Source organism: Rhizobium sp. CSW-27, assembly GCF_018760785.1.
Taxonomy (GTDB): Bacteria; Pseudomonadota; Alphaproteobacteria; order Rhizobiales; family Rhizobiaceae; genus Neorhizobium.
On the sequence record NZ_JAHHZO010000013.1, the window covers coordinates 102,651 to 118,622 of the forward strand.

Consider the following 15,972-nt stretch of genomic DNA (forward strand, 5'->3'; position numbering starts at 1 on the left):
ATCGACCCTGCCCTTTCCATAGGACCGCCGCACAGTGCCGGCCGCCATGCGTCGGCACCGTCACATCCGCCCTTCGCAGTGCTTGCAGTCGCCCCCCATTCGTATAGTAATTCGCCGCGAGCTTGCACGGGGGCGGCCGCCCTGCGACCGGATCCGTGCCACCTTTCAGTCACACAGAGGCTTGACGATGACCACGCGCACCGAAACCGATACCTTTGGCCCGATCGAGGTCGCCAGCGACCGCTACTGGGGCGCCCAGGCGCAACGCTCCCTTGGCAATTTCAAGATCGGCTGGGAAAAGCAGCCGCTCTCCGTCGTGCGCGCGCTCGGCATCGTCAAGCAGGCGGCGGCCCGCGCCAACATGGCGCTCGGCGGCCTCGACGCCAAGATCGGCGAAACGATCATCGCAGCCGCCCAGGAAGTCATCGACGGCAAGCTGAACGACCATTTCCCGCTCGTCGTCTGGCAGACCGGCTCCGGCACCCAGTCGAACATGAATGCCAACGAAGTGATCTCCAACCGCGCCATCGAGATGCTGGGCGGCGTGATGGGCTCGAAGAAGCCGGTTCACCCGAACGACCACGTCAACATGAGCCAGTCGTCGAACGACACCTATCCGACGGCCATGCACATCGCCTGCGCCGAGCAGATCGTCCGTCACCTGATCCCGAGCCTGAAGCACCTGCATGCCGCGCTCGATGCCAAGTCGAAGGCCTTCGCGCACATCATCAAGATCGGCCGCACGCATACGCAGGACGCCACGCCCCTAACGCTCGGCCAGGAATTCGGCGGCTATACCGCCCAGGTCGCCTCCGCCATCAAGCGTCTCGAAATCTCGCTTTCCGGCCTTTATGAACTGGCCCAGGGCGGCACCGCCGTCGGTACCGGTCTCAACGCGCCGGTCGGCTTTGCCGAAAAGGTCGCCGAAGAGATCGCCAGGATCACCGGCCTGCCGTTCGTCACCGCGCCGAACAAGTTCGAGGCGCTCGCCGCCCACGATGCGATGGTCTTTGCGCATGGTGCGATCAATGCCGCTGCCGCAGCCCTGTTCAAGATCGCCAACGACATCCGTTTCCTCGGCTCCGGCCCGCGCGCCGGTCTCGGCGAACTGGCCCTGCCGGAAAACGAGCCGGGTTCCTCGATCATGCCGGGCAAGGTCAACCCGACGCAGTCGGAAGCCATGACCCAGGTCTGCGCCCACATCTTCGGCAACCATGCCGCCATCACCTTTGCCGGCAGCCAGGGCCATTTCGAGCTCAACGTCTACAATCCGATGATGGCCTACAACTTCCTGCAGTCGGTGCAGCTGCTCGGCGATGCCGCCGTCTCCTTCACCGACAATTGCGTGGTCGGCATCGAGGCGCGCGAGGACAACATCAAGCGCGGCGTCGAGAATTCGCTGATGCTGGTCACCGCGCTGAACTCCAAGCTCGGCTATGATGCCTGCGCCAAGATCGCCAAGACCGCCCACAAGAACGGCACGACGCTGCGCGAGGAGGCTGTCGGCGGCGGCTACCTGACGAACGAGGAGTTCGACCAGTATGTCCGCCCGGAAAACATGATCGGCCCGAAGTAAGCCGTTTGCTGCCGGGCGGGCCTGTTCTCGCCCGGCAGCCCCACGCGGCATCGTCCGGATGCCACGCGGTTGAGGCGAGACCTCAACCCCAGCTGGCAAACCTCTGAAACCAAACGAATTCCAAAAGGCGATGGCCGCGCATCGCCGCGTCGTTATATTCGGGTTTAATGGTTTTCCAATCAATTGACCCTAATCATCGTGCCTGAACAAGCCAGACAGTTCCGGAGTGGCAGGATGACGACGGCCGTTGCGCACAAGGCGCAAGCCTCTGATATCGCGACGCAGATCATGCAGGCCATGCGCGGCATGGGCGTGTCTCCCATTCCGCGCAACTACCAGCTCTTCTACGAGGCCTATATCGGCACCAATCCGGCGCTCGCCCGCGAGCTTTCGCAGTACTCGCTGCGCGCGCCGCGCCAGGAGGAACTGGATGCGCTGGCAGCCGCCCATCTCGGCCATAACGGCGTCTCGGCGGTGGAGCGCGCCCACAGCCGCCTGCAGGGCGAGCTGGATGGCCTGCTGAAGCTGCTGCGCGACGAACAGGCCTCGCTGGAAACCTATAACCGCCTGCTCGGCGAGACCGCCAGCCGCATCAGCACCAAGAGCACGCTGTCGGTCGATCTCATCCGCAATGTCATCGAGATCCTCGCGGAGGCGACCGACGAGACGCTGGCCAATGGCGAAAGAACGGCCGAGGGCATGGCCCACCACTCCCAGGAGATGGAGGAGGTGCGCCGCGAGCTCGACGAATACAAGCGCATCGCCAACACGGATTCGCTGACGCGGCTCGCCAATCGCCGCGCCTTCGACGAGCGGCTGGCGGCCATCTACGACGATCCCATGCAGTTGCCGGTCACCGCTCTGGTGCTGGCCGACATCGACAACTTCAAGCGCATCAACGATACCCATGGCCACCCGGTGGGCGACAAGATCCTCGCCTCCGTCGGCGCCATCATCCGCTCCAGCCTGCGCAAGGATGTGTTCGTCGCCCGCACCGGCGGCGAGGAATTCGCCATCATCCTGGAACACAAGACCCTGGACGAGGTGATGGAGATCTGCGAGCGCATTCGCCGCGCGCTGGAAGCCCGGCCCTTCCGCAATTCCCGCACGGGGGTCGATTACGGGCCGGTCACCATCTCGATCGGCTTTGCCATGGGCTCGCAGGCCGCGGATCCTGGCGAACTCTATGTCCGCTCGGACACGGCGCTTTATTGCGCCAAGCACGGCGGGCGAAACCGCACCGTGCTGTTCGAGGAGGGCATGCGCAAGGAATATTCCGGCAAGGGCTGGCTGATCTACCGGCAGTGACGGCTTACCACATGGTCGCCGCAGCGCGCGCGGCCCATTCGCGGTCGTAGGTTTCCTTGTCGAAATCGGCCTTGGCCGCCTTCAGCATGGCTCCGGGTGTCGGCAGCGCCTGCGGATCAAGGAAATGCGCAGGGTTCCACAGTTCGGCGCGCATGACCGCCCGTGCGCATTGGAAGTAGACCTCGTCGATCGTGGTGACGATCACCGTGCGCGGATGCTTGCCCTCCATCTCGAAGCTGTCGAGCAGCGCCGGTTCGATCGAGATGACCGCGCGGCCGTTGATGCGCATCACGCTGCTGGACCCCGGAATGAGGAACATCAGTGCCACGCGCGGATCGCGCACGATGTTCATCAGCGAATCGACGCGGTTGTTGCCGCGCCAGTCGGGCAGAAGCACCGTGCGGTCGTCAGCGATGCGCACCACGCCGCCCAGATCGCCGCGCGGCGAGCAGTCCAGCCCCTCCGGTCCCACGGTGGCCAGCGCCACGAAGGGCGAAGCCTCGATCATCAGGCGGTATTCGGCCGTCAGGCGCGGCGTCACCTTGGCAAGCGATGCCTCCGAACAGCCGCTGTAGATCTCGCGCAATTGTTCCGGGCTCGTGATGATCGACATGGCTGTCCTCCTGTGCTGGCCGGCGCACGCTAGCCATGTTCCCGGCAAGCCTCAAGCCCTCTCATTCTCCTTCCAGTTCGCCCACCTCGCCGGAGGCATGCGGCGTGCGCTGCAGGCCGCGATACTCCCAGCTGGCGACCAGCAGCAGCGCGGCAAGGCCCGCCAGTCCCGTCCAGTGCGTCGAAACGAAGAAGGCGGGCGGAAAGGCAACCAGCGCCAGCGCGAGGCCGGCCAGATGCGATCGCGGCAGCCGGCCGGTGCTCATCCGCTTCAGCAGCAGGTTGCCGCCGAGAAAAAGGATCGGCCCGCCCAGGATGACGGCGGCGCGCGCCGCATCCCCCGCCTCGGCCGGATGCGCCAGCAGATGCTCTGCCGACACGGCGACCAGGATGATGCCGGCCACCACCGGCATATGGGCATAGGTGAAGACATGCAGGGCCACCTCCCCCGGCGCGTCGGTCTCCTCGATTTCATGGCGGACCTTCGCCTGGCCGAAATGGAAATAGATCCACCACATGGTCACGCTGGCCAGGAAGGCGCCGACGAAGGTCGCCACCACCAGCAGCGTCAGATCCTCCTCCGCAAAGCTGCGGCCGATCGCCAGAATGCTCTCGCCCAGGCAGATCATCACGAACAGAGCACAGCGTTCGGACATGTGTTCGCCGGAAATGTCCCAGTCGCTGGCATGCGAGCGGCCAAGCCCCGGAACGAAGAAGCGCAGTTCCGGTGCGGCATATTCGATGCCGAGTGCCACGAGCCAGGCAATCACGCGGGTTTCCTCGCCGCTGAAGGCACCCCACAGCCAGAACAGCGACGAAAGGCAGAACCACAGGGACACCCGGACGAAATTGCGCCGTACCGCGGGAAGCACGTTCCGGAAGGCATAGATCGCAAACAGCGATCGCCCCAGCTGCATGGCGATATAGGCGCCGGCAAACATCGGCGCCGTATCGCCGAAGGCCTCCGGAATGGCAGAGGACATCAGCAGGCCGAAGAACATCAGGCCGAACAGCATGGCGCGGATCGGCATCCGGGCGGGATCCAGCCAGTTGGTGACCCAGGCGGTGTGGTTCCACACCCACCACAGCGCAAGCGCCACGATGCCGCCCTCCAGCAGCCGGTTGAAGGAAAAATCCTCGACGATGAAGTGCGACAGCTGGATCAGAGCAAAGACGAAGATCAGATCGAAGAACAGCTCCGGAAAACCGACCTGCTTGTCCTGCTGTCCTTCCTCGCGCAGCCAGTGCAGGCTGCTGTCCCGCCCCTGCGCCATGGGCCGCTAGCGCGCCATGGCCGGCGTGTCGCGGTTCAGGCCCTTGGCGGCCAGTTCCGCCTCATAATCGCCGAACAGGCGCGCGCCGTCCTCGCCGAGTTCGCGCAGATAGCGCCAGGTGAAGATGCCGCTGTCGTGCCCGTCATCGAAGGCGATTCGCACTGCATAATTGCCGGCCGCCACCATGTTGCGGATCGCCACCTGCCGCTTGCCGGGCACCGTCACCTTCTGGCCGGGGCCATGGCCCTGCACCTCGGCGGACGGCGACAGAACCCTGAGCATTTCCGCCGGCAGCGCAAAGCGCGCGCCGTCGTCGAAGGCAACCGTCAACGTGCGCCGATCCTGCGATACGCGCAGTTCCGTGGGCCAGGCCGTGTCGAAGCTCTCGGTCATCTCATCCATCCGTTGTCGAAAGAGAAACATGGAGCACGCCGCGCCGGCTGCAAGAGCGGGGTGCGAACCTCCGTCATCCCTATCCGCCTTGACGCGACCGACTGCAAGACCCATTTTGTCTGCACGGAGGACATGCCTTGAACAGCCTGGTCAACACGCCCATCGCCCCCGCCCCGCTGCTTGCCGACAGCCGCCCGATGATCGATCCCTTCGGTCGCGCGGTCACCTATCTGCGCGTCTCGGTGACGGATCGCTGCGATTTCCGCTGCACCTATTGCATGGCGGAAAACATGACCTTCCTGCCGAAGAAGGATCTTCTGACGCTTGAAGAACTCGACCGGCTCTGTTCCGCCTTCATCGCCAAGGGCGTGCGCAAGCTCCGGCTGACCGGCGGCGAACCGCTGGTGCGCAAGAACATCATGTTTCTCGTACGCGCGCTCGGCCGCCATATCGAGGCCGGCCATCTCGATGAGCTGACGCTGACCACCAATGGCTCGCAGCTCGCCCGCCATGCCGCAGAGCTTTACGATTGCGGCGTGCGCCGCATCAACGTCTCGCTCGACACGCTCGATGCGGACAAGTTCCGCGCCATCACCCGCTGGGGCGATCTCTCCAGGGTGATGGAGGGCATTGAGGCCGCACAGAAAGCCGGGCTGAAGATCAAGCTCAACGCCGTGGCACTGAAGGGCTTCAACGATCATGAGATTGCGAACATGCTGCGCTTTGCCCACGGGCGCGGCATGGATCTGACGGTGATCGAGACCATGCCGATGGGCGAGATCGACGAGGACCGCACCGACCAGTACATGCCGCTGTCCGAACTGCGCGCGCGGCTGGAACAGGAGTTCTCGCTGGAGGACATCGCCTACAAGACCGGCGGTCCGGCCCGTTACGTCACCGTGAAGGAAACTGGCGGCCGCCTCGGCTTCATTACCCCGATGACGCACAATTTCTGCGAAAGCTGCAACCGGGTGCGCCTCACCTGCACCGGCACGCTCTACATGTGCCTCGGCCAGAACGATGCCGCCGACCTGCGAACCGCGCTGCGCGCCTCCGACGACGACGCCTATCTGTCGGCCGCCATTGATGAGGCGATCACCCGCAAGCCGAAGGGCCACGATTTCATCATCGACCGCAACAACCGCCCGGCCGTTGCCCGCCACATGAGCGTCACCGGCGGCTGACATCTTTCGGTCGCCGGCCCCCTTCGCCACACTTTCCCAATAATCACACTTTTGGACCGATTTTCGCCGCCTTTCGGTCGCAGACCGGTCATGGCTGGCGATGCCATTGCAGCCGTTACGCGGTTCCCGCTCCTTTGCGGCGCCCTGTGCCGCTGTTTCGGCATCGTCAGCAGCCAAGAACCAGAAGCCCCCTTCCGCCCCATGCGGCTCTCCAGCCGGTTTCCCCAACCGGACGCCTCATCGGCATTCCTCATTGCAAGGAGAACGGTCGTGAGTGAAACACGCACCGAAACGATCAAGACCGTGCTGCGCGTCACGAGCGGCAACTTTCTCGAAATGTTCGATTTCTTCCTGTTCGGTATCTATGCCGCGCATATCGCCGCCACCTTCTTCCCGAACGAAAACCCGTTCGTCTCGCTGATGGCAACCTTCCTCAGCTTTGCCGCGGGCTTCATCATGCGCCCGATCGGCGCGCTGACGCTCGGCCCCTATATCGACCGCATCGGCCGCCGCAAGGGCCTCATCGTCACGCTCGTCATCATGGCCATGGGCACCATCCTGATCGCCTTCGTGCCGGGTTACGCGACGATCGGCATCGCCGCGCCGCTGCTCGTGCTGATCGGCCGGCTGCTGCAGGGTTTTTCAGCCGGCGTGGAGCTTGGCGGCGTCTCGGTCTACCTGTCGGAAATGGCGACGCCGGGCAACAAGGGCTTCTATGTCAGCTGGCAGTCGGCCAGCCAGCAGGTGGCGATCATCGTCGCGGCCCTGCTCGGCTATCTCATCAACCACCTGCTGATGTCACAGCAGATCTCCGACTGGGGATGGCGCATTCCCTTCTTCATCGGCAGCATGATCATCCCCTTCATCTTCGTCATCCGCCGCTCGCTGCAGGAAACCAGGGAATTCTCCGAGCGCCGGCACCAGCCGACCACGCGGGAAATCTTTCGCACCCTGTTCGGAAACTGGCCCGTGGTGCTGGGCGGCGTCGGCATGGTGATGATGACCACCGTCTCCTTCTACCTCATCACCGTCTATACGCCCTCCTTCGGGCGGACGGTACTGCACCTGACGGAATCGCAGGCGCTGCTCGTCACCATGGCGGTCGGCCTGTCGAATTTCATCTGGCTGCCGATTGCCGGCGCCGTCTCCGACCGTATTGGCCGCAGGGCGATCCTGCTTACCTTCACGCTGCTGGCGATCCTCACCGTCTATCCGGCGCTCTCCTGGCTGGTGGCCAACATCACCTTCGGCCACATGTTGCTGGTCGAGCTCTGGCTGTCCTTCATCTACGCCTGGTATAACGGTGCGATGGTCGTGGCGCTGACCGAGGTCGTGCCCGTCACGGTGCGCACCGCCGGCTTCTCGCTGGCCTACAGCCTTGCCACCACGCTCGGCGGTTCGTCGCTCGCCATCTCCACCTTCGCCATCGAGGTGACCGGCGACAAGGCCGCCCCCGGCTACTGGATGAGCTTTGCGGCGATCTGTGGTCTTGCGGCGACGCTCTTCCTCTATCGCCGCAAGGGCGCCGCCGCACCGGAAACCACGTCTGCCGCTGCTCCGCGCAGCTGACCGACCGGGCGCATCACTGCATGCGCCCCGGACCGCTGTTGCCCATGACAGCGTCAAGGGGGAAGCGGCCTGCAACCGCTCCCCCTTGCGCCTGTCAGATCGGCCGGACAGTGCACGCAGCACTGGCGCGCCCGGTCCCGGCATGGCGCTGACTGGCTGCAAGGGCTACGATCCTGTATGGGCTGGGACATGACCGACGCGCCTCCTACCGACCACACCCGGCTTTCCGCCCCTGCGCCGCTGGCGGACCGCAGCTGCGGCACCTGCACGCTCTGCTGCGACCTGCCGGAGATCGAGGCACTGCAGAAGCCGGCAAACCGGCTCTGTCGCCACGCCATCCCCCACAAGGGCTGCAGCATCTATGAAAGCCGCCCTCCGCTTTGCCGCGACTTCCTCTGTCTCTGGCGCACCAGCGAGACGCTCGGCCCCGAATGGCAGCCGGACAGGGCCGGGCTGATGATCTACCGACAGGGGCCGCAGACGACCGTCCTCGTCCATCCCGACCATCCGGGTGCCGCCAGCCGCGAGCCCTATGCCAGCGGGCTCCAGACGCTTGCCCGGCAGGCGGAGGCCGCTGGCGGCTATCTCATCGTCTTTGTCGGAGAGAAAGTGACGCGGCTATACCCGAGCGCATGAATCGGCAGGCGCCTCACGCACAGCCGCTATGCCGCATACTCGTCGCCCGGCGAAAGCTGGTAGAGCCTCACCAGCGCCGCCCAGAACGCATAGTCCACGGCGGGAGCACCATCAGGCTCGGCGAAGCCCGGAAAATGATCCCCCAGCCCCAGCGCATGGCCGAACTCGTGAACCACCTGGTCGAAGGTCGCCTGGTGACCGGCAGACGAATCGATGCGAACGCATAGCGGCCTCTGGAAATGCCCCTGCTCGTCGACCGTGTCCTCATCCCAACCGGTTTCATCCGTAAGACCGCTGACATTGCCGATACAGATCTCATGCGGTCGTTTGGAACTTCCCGCCGCGGTTCCGAGGCTGACAACGAGGCCAGCCCGTGGCGCGACAGCACGCCCCAGACCTGGGACTGCGTAAAAGACAGAACGTTCAAGAACCTTATTGATGAGCGCCACAGCCGCCCCGGCTCGCGCATCATTGGCGAGAAAGACGGGGATCGGTCCCTCGTCAAGCGCCCAGCGTTTCACCCTGCCCGGCAGGAAATCTCTCAGATTCGATTGATTCGGAGAGCCATTGCTTCGCGACAGGATGGCGTCGATATCGTCAGGAAAGCGCTTTTCGTTCAGCCATCGTTCGGCCGACCGGAACGCGACGGAGGTCCTGAAATCGCTCACGCCGCCCATCCCTTGCGCATCGGACCCGCACCCGGCTCACCGGTGCGAAAATGCTCGATCTTCTCCGACAGCGCCTCGACGCGGCCGCGCAGGCCGTGGATCTCGGCGGTGTTTTCCTCGACCATTGCGGCGTTGCGCTGGGTGATCATCTCCACCTCGCCAAGCGCCTGCGACACCTCGCCGATACCGACCGACTGTTCGCCGGTCGCGGCCGAAATGTCGGAGACCAGCGTCTGCACCGTGGCAATGTGCGAGATGATCTCGGTCAGCGCGCTGCCGGTCTGCTCCACCAGATGCACGCCGTTTTCCACCTGCTCGGCACTCGCCGAAATGAGCCCCTTGATCTCTCTTGCGGCATTGGCGCAGCGCTGCGCCAGCTCGCGCACCTCCTGTGCCACCACGGCAAAGCCTCGCCCCGCCTCGCCGGCGCGTGCCGCCTCTACGCCGGCATTGAGCGCCAGCAGATTGGTCTGGAAAGCGATCTCGTCGATGACGCCGATGATGGTGGAGATCTTTTCCGAGGAGCGGCTGATCTCGCCCATCGCCGCGATCGCATTCGTCACCACCTGGCCGGATTGCGTGGCGAAGGCCTCGGTCTGGTTGACCGACCGGGCGGTGCGCTGCGCGCTGCCGGCGGTGGACTTGACGAGCTCGCTCAGCTGCCGCAGCGCCCGCGTCGATTGCTCCAGCGCCGCCGCCTGCTGCTCGGTGCGCCGAGCCAGATCGTCGGCGGAGGCGGCGAGATTGCCGGTGCCGCTGTTGATGTCGTCGGCGACGGCCCGCACATCGGCAAGCGTCGCCCGCAGCGTGCGCACGGCCTGGTTATAGGTGCGCGCCATGTCGACGAAATCCTCCGGCAGGCTCTCGCTCATCTCCTGCTCCAGGTCGCCGCCGGCCAGTCGTTGCAGAACCTCGGAGAGGGCCGACAGCGCCTGACGCTGCTCGTTGCTGATACGGGCGCGTTCGGCCGCCCGCCGCTCGGCCTCCTGGCTGGAGGCTTCGCGCGCGGCCGATGCCTCCTGCTCCAGCCGGATGTTTTCGAGCGCCGCATCGCGGAACACGCTGACGGACCGCACCATGTCGCCGATCTCGTCGCCGCGTTCCCGCCCGTCGATCTTCACCTCCAGATCGCCATTGGCCAGCCGCGTCATGATCTCCGTCACCCGGCGCAGCGGCCCGCGCAGCGTTTCCACCAGCATCAGGGCGCCGATGATCGCCAGAACGGTGCCGATCACGGTTGCCGCCAGAGACAGGTTGGCAGACATCGCGCTGTCCTGCTTGCCGGCCTCCTGCGCCTCCGCCACGAAGGTCTTGAGGCCCTGCATGCCGGCCGTCAGCGTCTCTTCTGTCGCGGCGCGCGCGCTCTTCCACTGGCTGGCGAGATCGAGCAGCTGCTGCGCGCTGCCGGTCAGCCGGTCGAGGATCGGCAGCATCTGCGGCGCGAAATCCTTCATCGCCTGTTTTTTCTGGCCGAGTTCGGAGACACGGGCGCTCGCCGCCTTCAGGGCCTCGATATCGTCCAGCACGTCCTTGCGCGCCTCCTCGCTCGGCTGCACCCGCAGGCGCTCCACATGCAGCTGCAGCAGGTCGTTGAGGCGCAGAGCCTCGCTCAGTTCCGTCACCAGCGCGCGGTTGATCTGCAGGTCGCCTTCCAGGTTGGCGAAGCGGTCGGCGGCATTGGAGGTGCTCTTTTCCATCTCGCTGCGATAGACATCGCGCACCGGCAGCAGCGCGGCCACCGCCTGGCGGATTGCGGCGGCCTTTTCCGCCGGCGGCTGGTCGGCCCTGATCAGCCGGTCCAGATCCAGCGCCTGCGCCTTCAGTGGCTCCAGCATGCGCTCCACCTTGGAGGTTCCCCTGCCGGCCACCTTGTCGAATTCCTTGATCAGCACGCCGAGATAGGTGCCGGCAGCGCGCGGCAGGGTGGCATCGTCATCGACGCTGCGGATCGAATCGGCGAGGTTGTCGATGCGCGCCGCCATGCTCTTCAGCACGAAGGCATCGAACAGGGCACCCTTGGCGAATTTCTCCTTGGCCTCGCCCTCCTTGCGCACGCCCTCGAACTGGGCGCTGACGCCCGCCGCCAGCCCGCGGATCTCGTTGACGCTGTCTGCCATGGCCTGCTCGGTCTGCGTCATGCGGCGCTCGATCGCCCAGAGGCCCGCCGTCTTGTCGCGAAGCGCCGGCGCCGTCTGCTGCACCGCCGCAAGGCGCGCGCGGTCGGCTTCGTTCGCCACCAGGCCTTCCAGCGCCGTGATACCGCTATCTTGCCGCTCGATCGCATCCTGCAGCCCCTTCAGCGTCGCGGCATCGGGCGTGGCGAGAAAGCCGAGCAGCGCGCCCTGCAGCCGTTCGAAATCACCGATGTTCTCGATGGTGGCGCGGGTCACGGTCATGTGGCCGTTCAGCATGCGCGCGGTGTAGAAGCCGGCCAGGCCGACGCCGGCAATGAGAAGCACAAGCGGCACGACGAAGAGCAGGACCTTGGTGACGATCCGGCGGCTCTGGAGAAGACGATCCAGGAATGACATTGCACCTCCCCGTGCGTGGCGAACCGGCGACCGATCATCGGCGCCGAACGCGAGTCATCCCTCATCATGCGGGCATGGGCGAAAAAATGGCCCCCAAAGCTTGCACATCGGTTAACGCCTGACGCATCTGTCCCGGATCCGGCAAAAAGACGAGTTGCGATCGCAATTGCGCGCACCGCAAGGGTGGCAGGACCGGCCTTTGTGCTTTAAGCCTTCGCTAAAGCAGTCTAGGGAATCGGAAATGCCATTGTCGCAGAACGCGCGAGGCGCCGTGATGATGACGCTCGCCATGGGTGTCTTCACCACCAATGATGCCTTCGTGAAACTCGTCACGCCGGAGATGAATGTCGGGCAGATCATGTTCATCCGCGGCATGATGACGACCGCGATGCTGCTGCTGCTGGCCCGCCACCTGGGCGTTCTGGCCGAAATCCGGCAGATGCTGCATCCGAAGGTGATCCTGCGTTCCGCCTTCGAGATCGGCGCGGCGATCACCTATATCTCGGCGCTCGCCCATATCGATCTGGCGGTCGCCGCCACCATCCTTCTGTCGCTGCCGCTGGCGGTGACCTTCGGCGCATGGCTGTTCTTCAAGGAGCCGGTCGGCTGGCGGCGCTGGTCGGCGATCCTGGTCGGCTTCGCCGGCGTGCTGGTGGTGCTTCGGCCAAGCCCGGAGGATTTCGTGCCAGCCTCGCTGCTGGCCGTGGTGGCCGTCTTCTTCACCGCCGGGCGCGATCTGACCACGCGGCGGCTGCCGGCCGCGCTGCCCACCCTGCTCGTCTCGCTGTTCGCGGCGCTGACGAACACGCTGTTCGGAGCGGCCCTGATCGTGCCGTTCGGCGGCTGGAGCCCGGTGAGCGGTGCAGCCCTCATGCATCTCGCGGTCGCGGCCGTGTTGCTGCTGGCGGGCTATCAGACCATCGTCATCGCCATGCGTTCCGGCGAGATTTCGGTGGTTGCCCCCTTCCGCTATACGAGCCTGATCTTTTCGCTGAGCCTCGGCTTCTATTTCTTCGGCGAGAGACCGGATGCCTATATGGCAATCGGCGCGAGCCTCATCGTCGCATCCGGTCTCTACGCCTTCTATCGCGAAAAGCGGCGCGCCAGCCCGCTCGCCTCGGCAACCGAACCGCGCATGCCGCATTGAAGGCGATGCGGCCACGGCAAGGTGGCGCGAAAGCCAGGGAGATCGCGACGATGAACGGTGACCAGCTCCTCAACCCTCCGGGCGTGATCCTGGCCGGCGGACGCTCGCGCCGCATGGGACAGGACAAGGCGACGGTGCTGCTCGGCAGCCGGACGCTTCTGGAACATGTGGTCGCCCGCATCCGCCCGCAGGTCTGCGCGCTGGCCCTCAATGTCCCGCAGGGCAGCGCGGCGGGCAACAGTGCGGCGGCCCTGCCGCGGGTGCCGGATACGCTGCCCGGCCGGCGCGGGCCGCTGGCCGGCATTCTCGCCGCCATGCGCCACACGGCCGCGCATCATCCGCATGTCACCCATGTTCTGACGGTACCGATCGACAGTCCCTTCCTGCCGAAGGACCTGATGGCCCGGCTGGCAGAGCATGCCGCCTCCAGCGAGGCGATCGCGATTGCATCCTCCGACGGTCATCTGCATCCGGTCTGCGGCCTCTGGCCCGTCTCGCTGGCCGGGAGGCTGCAGGCCTTTCTCGATGGGCCGGAGGAGCCAAGGGTCAGGAGCTTTCTCGAGGGGCAGAAGACCTCCGTCGTCGAGTTCGACTTGGCTGTGACCGCCCTCGGCCCCCTCGACCCCTTCCTCAATCTCAACACGCCGGAGGATCTGGAGATCGCCCGGCGGTTTCTGGAAACACATCCATGAGCGACAGCAGGCCAAAGGTGTTCGGCATTGCCGGCTGGAAGAATTCCGGCAAGACCGGCCTTGCCGTGCGGCTGGTGAGCGAACTCACCGCCCGCGGCTTCACGGTCTCCACCATCAAGCATGCCCACCACGATTTCGACATCGACAGGGTGGGCGCCGACAGCTACCGCCACCGGCAGGCCGGCGCGCATGAGGTGGCGCTGGTCTCCGGTACGCGCTTTGCCATCATGCACGAGTTGCGCGGCGCCCCGGAACCGAGTTTCGAGGAGATCCTGTCGCGCCTCGCCCCTTGCGACCTCGTGCTGATCGAGGGCTACAAGCGCGAACCGGTGCCGAAGATCGAGGCGCGGCGGCTGGAGTCGGCAAGGCGCGAGCCACTTGCCCCGACCGACCCGCACATCGCCGCAATTGCCGCCGACCATCCGGTGGACGAGACCCACCTGCCCGTCTTCGATCTCAACGACACCGGCGCCATTGCCGATTTCGTGCTGACGGTGACGGGGTTGCGATAGGGCCAACGGGTCTGCACGGGGAAAGCCTCGATGTGGATGACAGCATCGCAGGCCCGATGAGCGGCGTCTTCGGGTCGCGGACAGTCGTGCAGGCGCACCGAAAGGGCGGCCAAGCTCGTTTCGAGGCCAAGGCCGCCGCCAGCCGCGCCAATGGCGCCACGGGCGGGCGGCCCCGAAATTCCCCCCACCGATCTGTTGCTGAAACCCAAGCAGAACGGCCGCCGGATCGCTCCGGCGGCCGTTTCAATCGCTGTGTCTATCGACCCTTTAACGGCTCTGCGCCACCGGCTTTACCAGCGGCGTAATGCGGCGGATGGTGACGCGGCGGTTTTCCTGCGAGGGGCCGTCGGTCAGCACCTTCAGATAACGCTCGCCGTAGCCCTGGGTCGCGAGGTTTTCCGGCGGAATGCCGTAGACATCCGTCAGCAGGTTCGCGACCGATTCGGCGCGACGGTCGGACAGCACGAGATTGCTCTCGTCCGAACCCACCGCATCCGTGTGGCCTTCGATCAGGAAGGTCTCGCTCGGATCACGCTGCAGGATCTCCTGGATCGCATCCGCCACCCGCCTGAGCGTCTTGGCCTGGCTCATCGGAATGTCGGCGCTGCCGGTGCCAAAGGTGATCGTATCGAGGTCGATACGCCGCACCTTGTCGCGGATACGGGCCGAATAGCGCACCTCGTCCAGCGAATAGACGCGCTCGACGCGTTCCACCGGCGGCTGTTCGAGGAAGCGGTAGTAATCGCGGTCCGGCTCGGTGGAGGTATCGATGATGTACTGGTCCACCGGCACGGTCAGCCGCATCGGCGGCAGGTCGCGGCCCGGATCATACCAGCCGTCATTGCCGGGACGGTCCTCCGGCAGGTCCGGTGCGTAGTAGAGCACGTATTCCCGGCCGTTGCGGTCGATGCGCGACCGCTGCAGGATGTTGCCGTACCGGTCGCGGATCGTCACGATCTGCGTACCGCCATCCCGCTCGATCACCTCGCGCACCCGTCCGCCGCGCAGCCGCTCGTAGCGGGGCTCGTAACCCTGCTCATAAAACCGCTCGCTGTCGTCGTGGCGGACAAAGGTCCGGTTGTCGATCTCGAAGATGATGCGGCCATCCTCTGCCGCGCGGCGCTCCCCGAAGCCGCGCGGCGTATCGTAGCGCGGAGCCTCGCGCAGACGCTCGCCCCGCTCGGCAGTGACCGGCTCGATGCGCACGGGTGCAGACGGCCTTCCCGGCGTCACGGCCTGGGCCTCCGCATCGGATTTCGGCGGCGGCGGTGGCGGTGCATCGGGCGCGCCGACCGGGCGCGGACGCTCGCCGGGACCGCGTCGGTCCGGCCGCTGCGGATCGCCGGGCGGCAGCGGTGCCGGGGCCTCCTTGGCGCTGTCGAGCACGGCCGCCCCGTTCTCGACCGGCAGAACGACGGTCTGGTCGCTGGCGGCGGGATTCTCGGCAATGCGGCGGGCCCGTTCGATTTCCTCGGGCGTCACGGGCGGTGCGACGGGCGGCCTCTGGCGTGCCTCTCCGTCTGCCGGCGCCCCCGGCTGACCGGCCTGGTTGGGCGGCAGCGGCACGGGTGCGCTGGCCGGTGCCTCCGGAGTCCCCGGCGCGGCCTGCGGAACCGGCGGATTCGCAGGCACGCCCGGCTGCGACTGTTCGGCCGGCCGTGCGCCGGGCTGCGGGGCTGGCGTCGGCACGGGCGCAGAATCTTGCGGCTTCGGTGCAGCCTCACCGGCGGCCGGCGCGGGCGGACGGGGCCTGACCGGGGCGGCCGGTTCGGGCGGTTGCGGGCGTGCGGCATCGCTCGGCGCGCCAGCCGGGCGCGGCTTCGGTGCATCTGCAGGCGCGCGCGGCTTGCCTTCGGCGGGCGCCTCTGCT

14 protein-coding genes are annotated in these 15,972 nt (G+C 65.9%); 8 read left to right on the top strand and 6 right to left on the bottom strand.

What is annotated here, in order from left to right; genetic code table 11:
• The first annotated feature begins 187 nt into the window (after positions 1 to 187).
• Both fumC and KLP42_RS21220 read left to right on the top strand, forming a co-directional pair.
• Entirely contained in the window at positions 188 to 1,576 is a 1,389-nt protein-coding gene (fumC, locus tag KLP42_RS21215) for a class II fumarate hydratase (protein WP_215569150.1), read from the top strand.
• A 234-nt stretch (positions 1,577 to 1,810) separates the two neighbouring features.
• On the top strand, positions 1,811 to 2,884 hold the full coding sequence (locus KLP42_RS21220; protein ID WP_215569152.1) for a GGDEF domain-containing protein: 1,074 nt from the start codon (positions 1,811 to 1,813) through the stop codon (positions 2,882 to 2,884).
• Positions 2,885 to 2,888: 4 nt separating this feature from the next.
• On the opposite strand, the gene KLP42_RS21225 is transcribed toward KLP42_RS21220, so the two are convergent.
• The 3 genes from KLP42_RS21225 to KLP42_RS21235 form a co-directional block, all read right to left on the bottom strand.
• Positions 2,889 to 3,497 carry a pyridoxamine 5'-phosphate oxidase family protein gene (locus KLP42_RS21225; protein ID WP_215569154.1) on the bottom strand — a complete coding sequence of 203 codons (609 nt, stop codon included), beginning with the start codon at positions 3,495 to 3,497 and terminating at the stop codon, positions 2,889 to 2,891.
• Between the two features lie 61 nt (positions 3,498 to 3,558).
• Entirely contained in the window at positions 3,559 to 4,770 is a 1,212-nt protein-coding gene (locus KLP42_RS21230; RefSeq protein ID WP_215569158.1) for a low temperature requirement protein A, read from the bottom strand.
• 6 nt (positions 4,771 to 4,776) lie between these two features.
• Positions 4,777 to 5,163: a gamma-butyrobetaine hydroxylase family protein gene (locus tag KLP42_RS21235; RefSeq protein WP_215569160.1), complete on the bottom strand. Its 387-nt coding sequence runs from the start codon at positions 5,161 to 5,163 to the stop codon at positions 4,777 to 4,779.
• Positions 5,164 to 5,360: 197 nt separating this feature from the next.
• Here KLP42_RS21235 and moaA point away from each other — a divergent pair, with 197 nt between their 5' ends.
• From moaA to KLP42_RS21250, 3 genes are all read left to right on the top strand, one after another.
• Entirely contained in the window at positions 5,361 to 6,347 is a 987-nt protein-coding gene (gene moaA, locus KLP42_RS21240) for a GTP 3',8-cyclase MoaA (protein WP_215569195.1), read from the top strand.
• 270 nt (positions 6,348 to 6,617) lie between these two features.
• On the top strand, positions 6,618 to 7,916 hold the full coding sequence (locus KLP42_RS21245; protein ID WP_353844905.1) for an MFS transporter: 1,299 nt from the start codon (positions 6,618 to 6,620) through the stop codon (positions 7,914 to 7,916).
• Between the two features lie 189 nt (positions 7,917 to 8,105).
• Positions 8,106 to 8,552, top strand: a complete 447-nt coding sequence (locus KLP42_RS21250) for a hypothetical protein (RefSeq protein ID WP_215569162.1) — start codon at positions 8,106 to 8,108, stop codon at positions 8,550 to 8,552.
• A gap of 26 nt (positions 8,553 to 8,578) precedes the next feature.
• Here the strand turns inward: KLP42_RS21250 and KLP42_RS21255 are convergent, their stop codons facing one another.
• The gene (locus KLP42_RS21255) at positions 8,579 to 9,220 is read right to left on the bottom strand and encodes a zinc metalloprotease (RefSeq protein ID WP_215569164.1); all 642 of its coding nucleotides are present in this window, start codon (positions 9,218 to 9,220) and stop codon (positions 8,579 to 8,581) included.
• Entirely contained in the window at positions 9,217 to 11,751 is a 2,535-nt protein-coding gene (locus tag KLP42_RS21260; protein ID WP_215569166.1) for a methyl-accepting chemotaxis protein, read from the bottom strand. Before KLP42_RS21260 ends, KLP42_RS21255 begins: the two co-directional genes overlap by 4 nt.
• A gap of 241 nt (positions 11,752 to 11,992) precedes the next feature.
• Between KLP42_RS21260 and KLP42_RS21265 the strand changes: the two genes are divergently transcribed.
• The 3 genes from KLP42_RS21265 to mobB are packed head-to-tail and all read left to right on the top strand — an operon-like array spanning position 11,993 to position 14,102.
• The gene (locus KLP42_RS21265; RefSeq protein ID WP_215569167.1) at positions 11,993 to 12,898 is read left to right on the top strand and encodes a DMT family transporter; all 906 of its coding nucleotides are present in this window, start codon (positions 11,993 to 11,995) and stop codon (positions 12,896 to 12,898) included.
• A gap of 50 nt (positions 12,899 to 12,948) precedes the next feature.
• Positions 12,949 to 13,590, top strand: a complete 642-nt coding sequence (gene mobA, locus KLP42_RS21270) for a molybdenum cofactor guanylyltransferase MobA (RefSeq protein WP_215569170.1) — start codon at positions 12,949 to 12,951, stop codon at positions 13,588 to 13,590.
• On the top strand, positions 13,587 to 14,102 hold the full coding sequence (mobB, locus tag KLP42_RS21275) for a molybdopterin-guanine dinucleotide biosynthesis protein B (RefSeq protein WP_215569172.1): 516 nt from the start codon (positions 13,587 to 13,589) through the stop codon (positions 14,100 to 14,102). Before mobA ends, mobB begins: the two co-directional genes overlap by 4 nt.
• Positions 14,103 to 14,369: 267 nt before the next feature.
• Here mobB and KLP42_RS21280 read toward each other — a convergent pair.
• A partial coding sequence (locus tag KLP42_RS21280; RefSeq protein WP_215569175.1) for an OmpA family protein occupies positions 14,370 to 15,972 on the bottom strand: 1,603 nt, incomplete at its 5' end.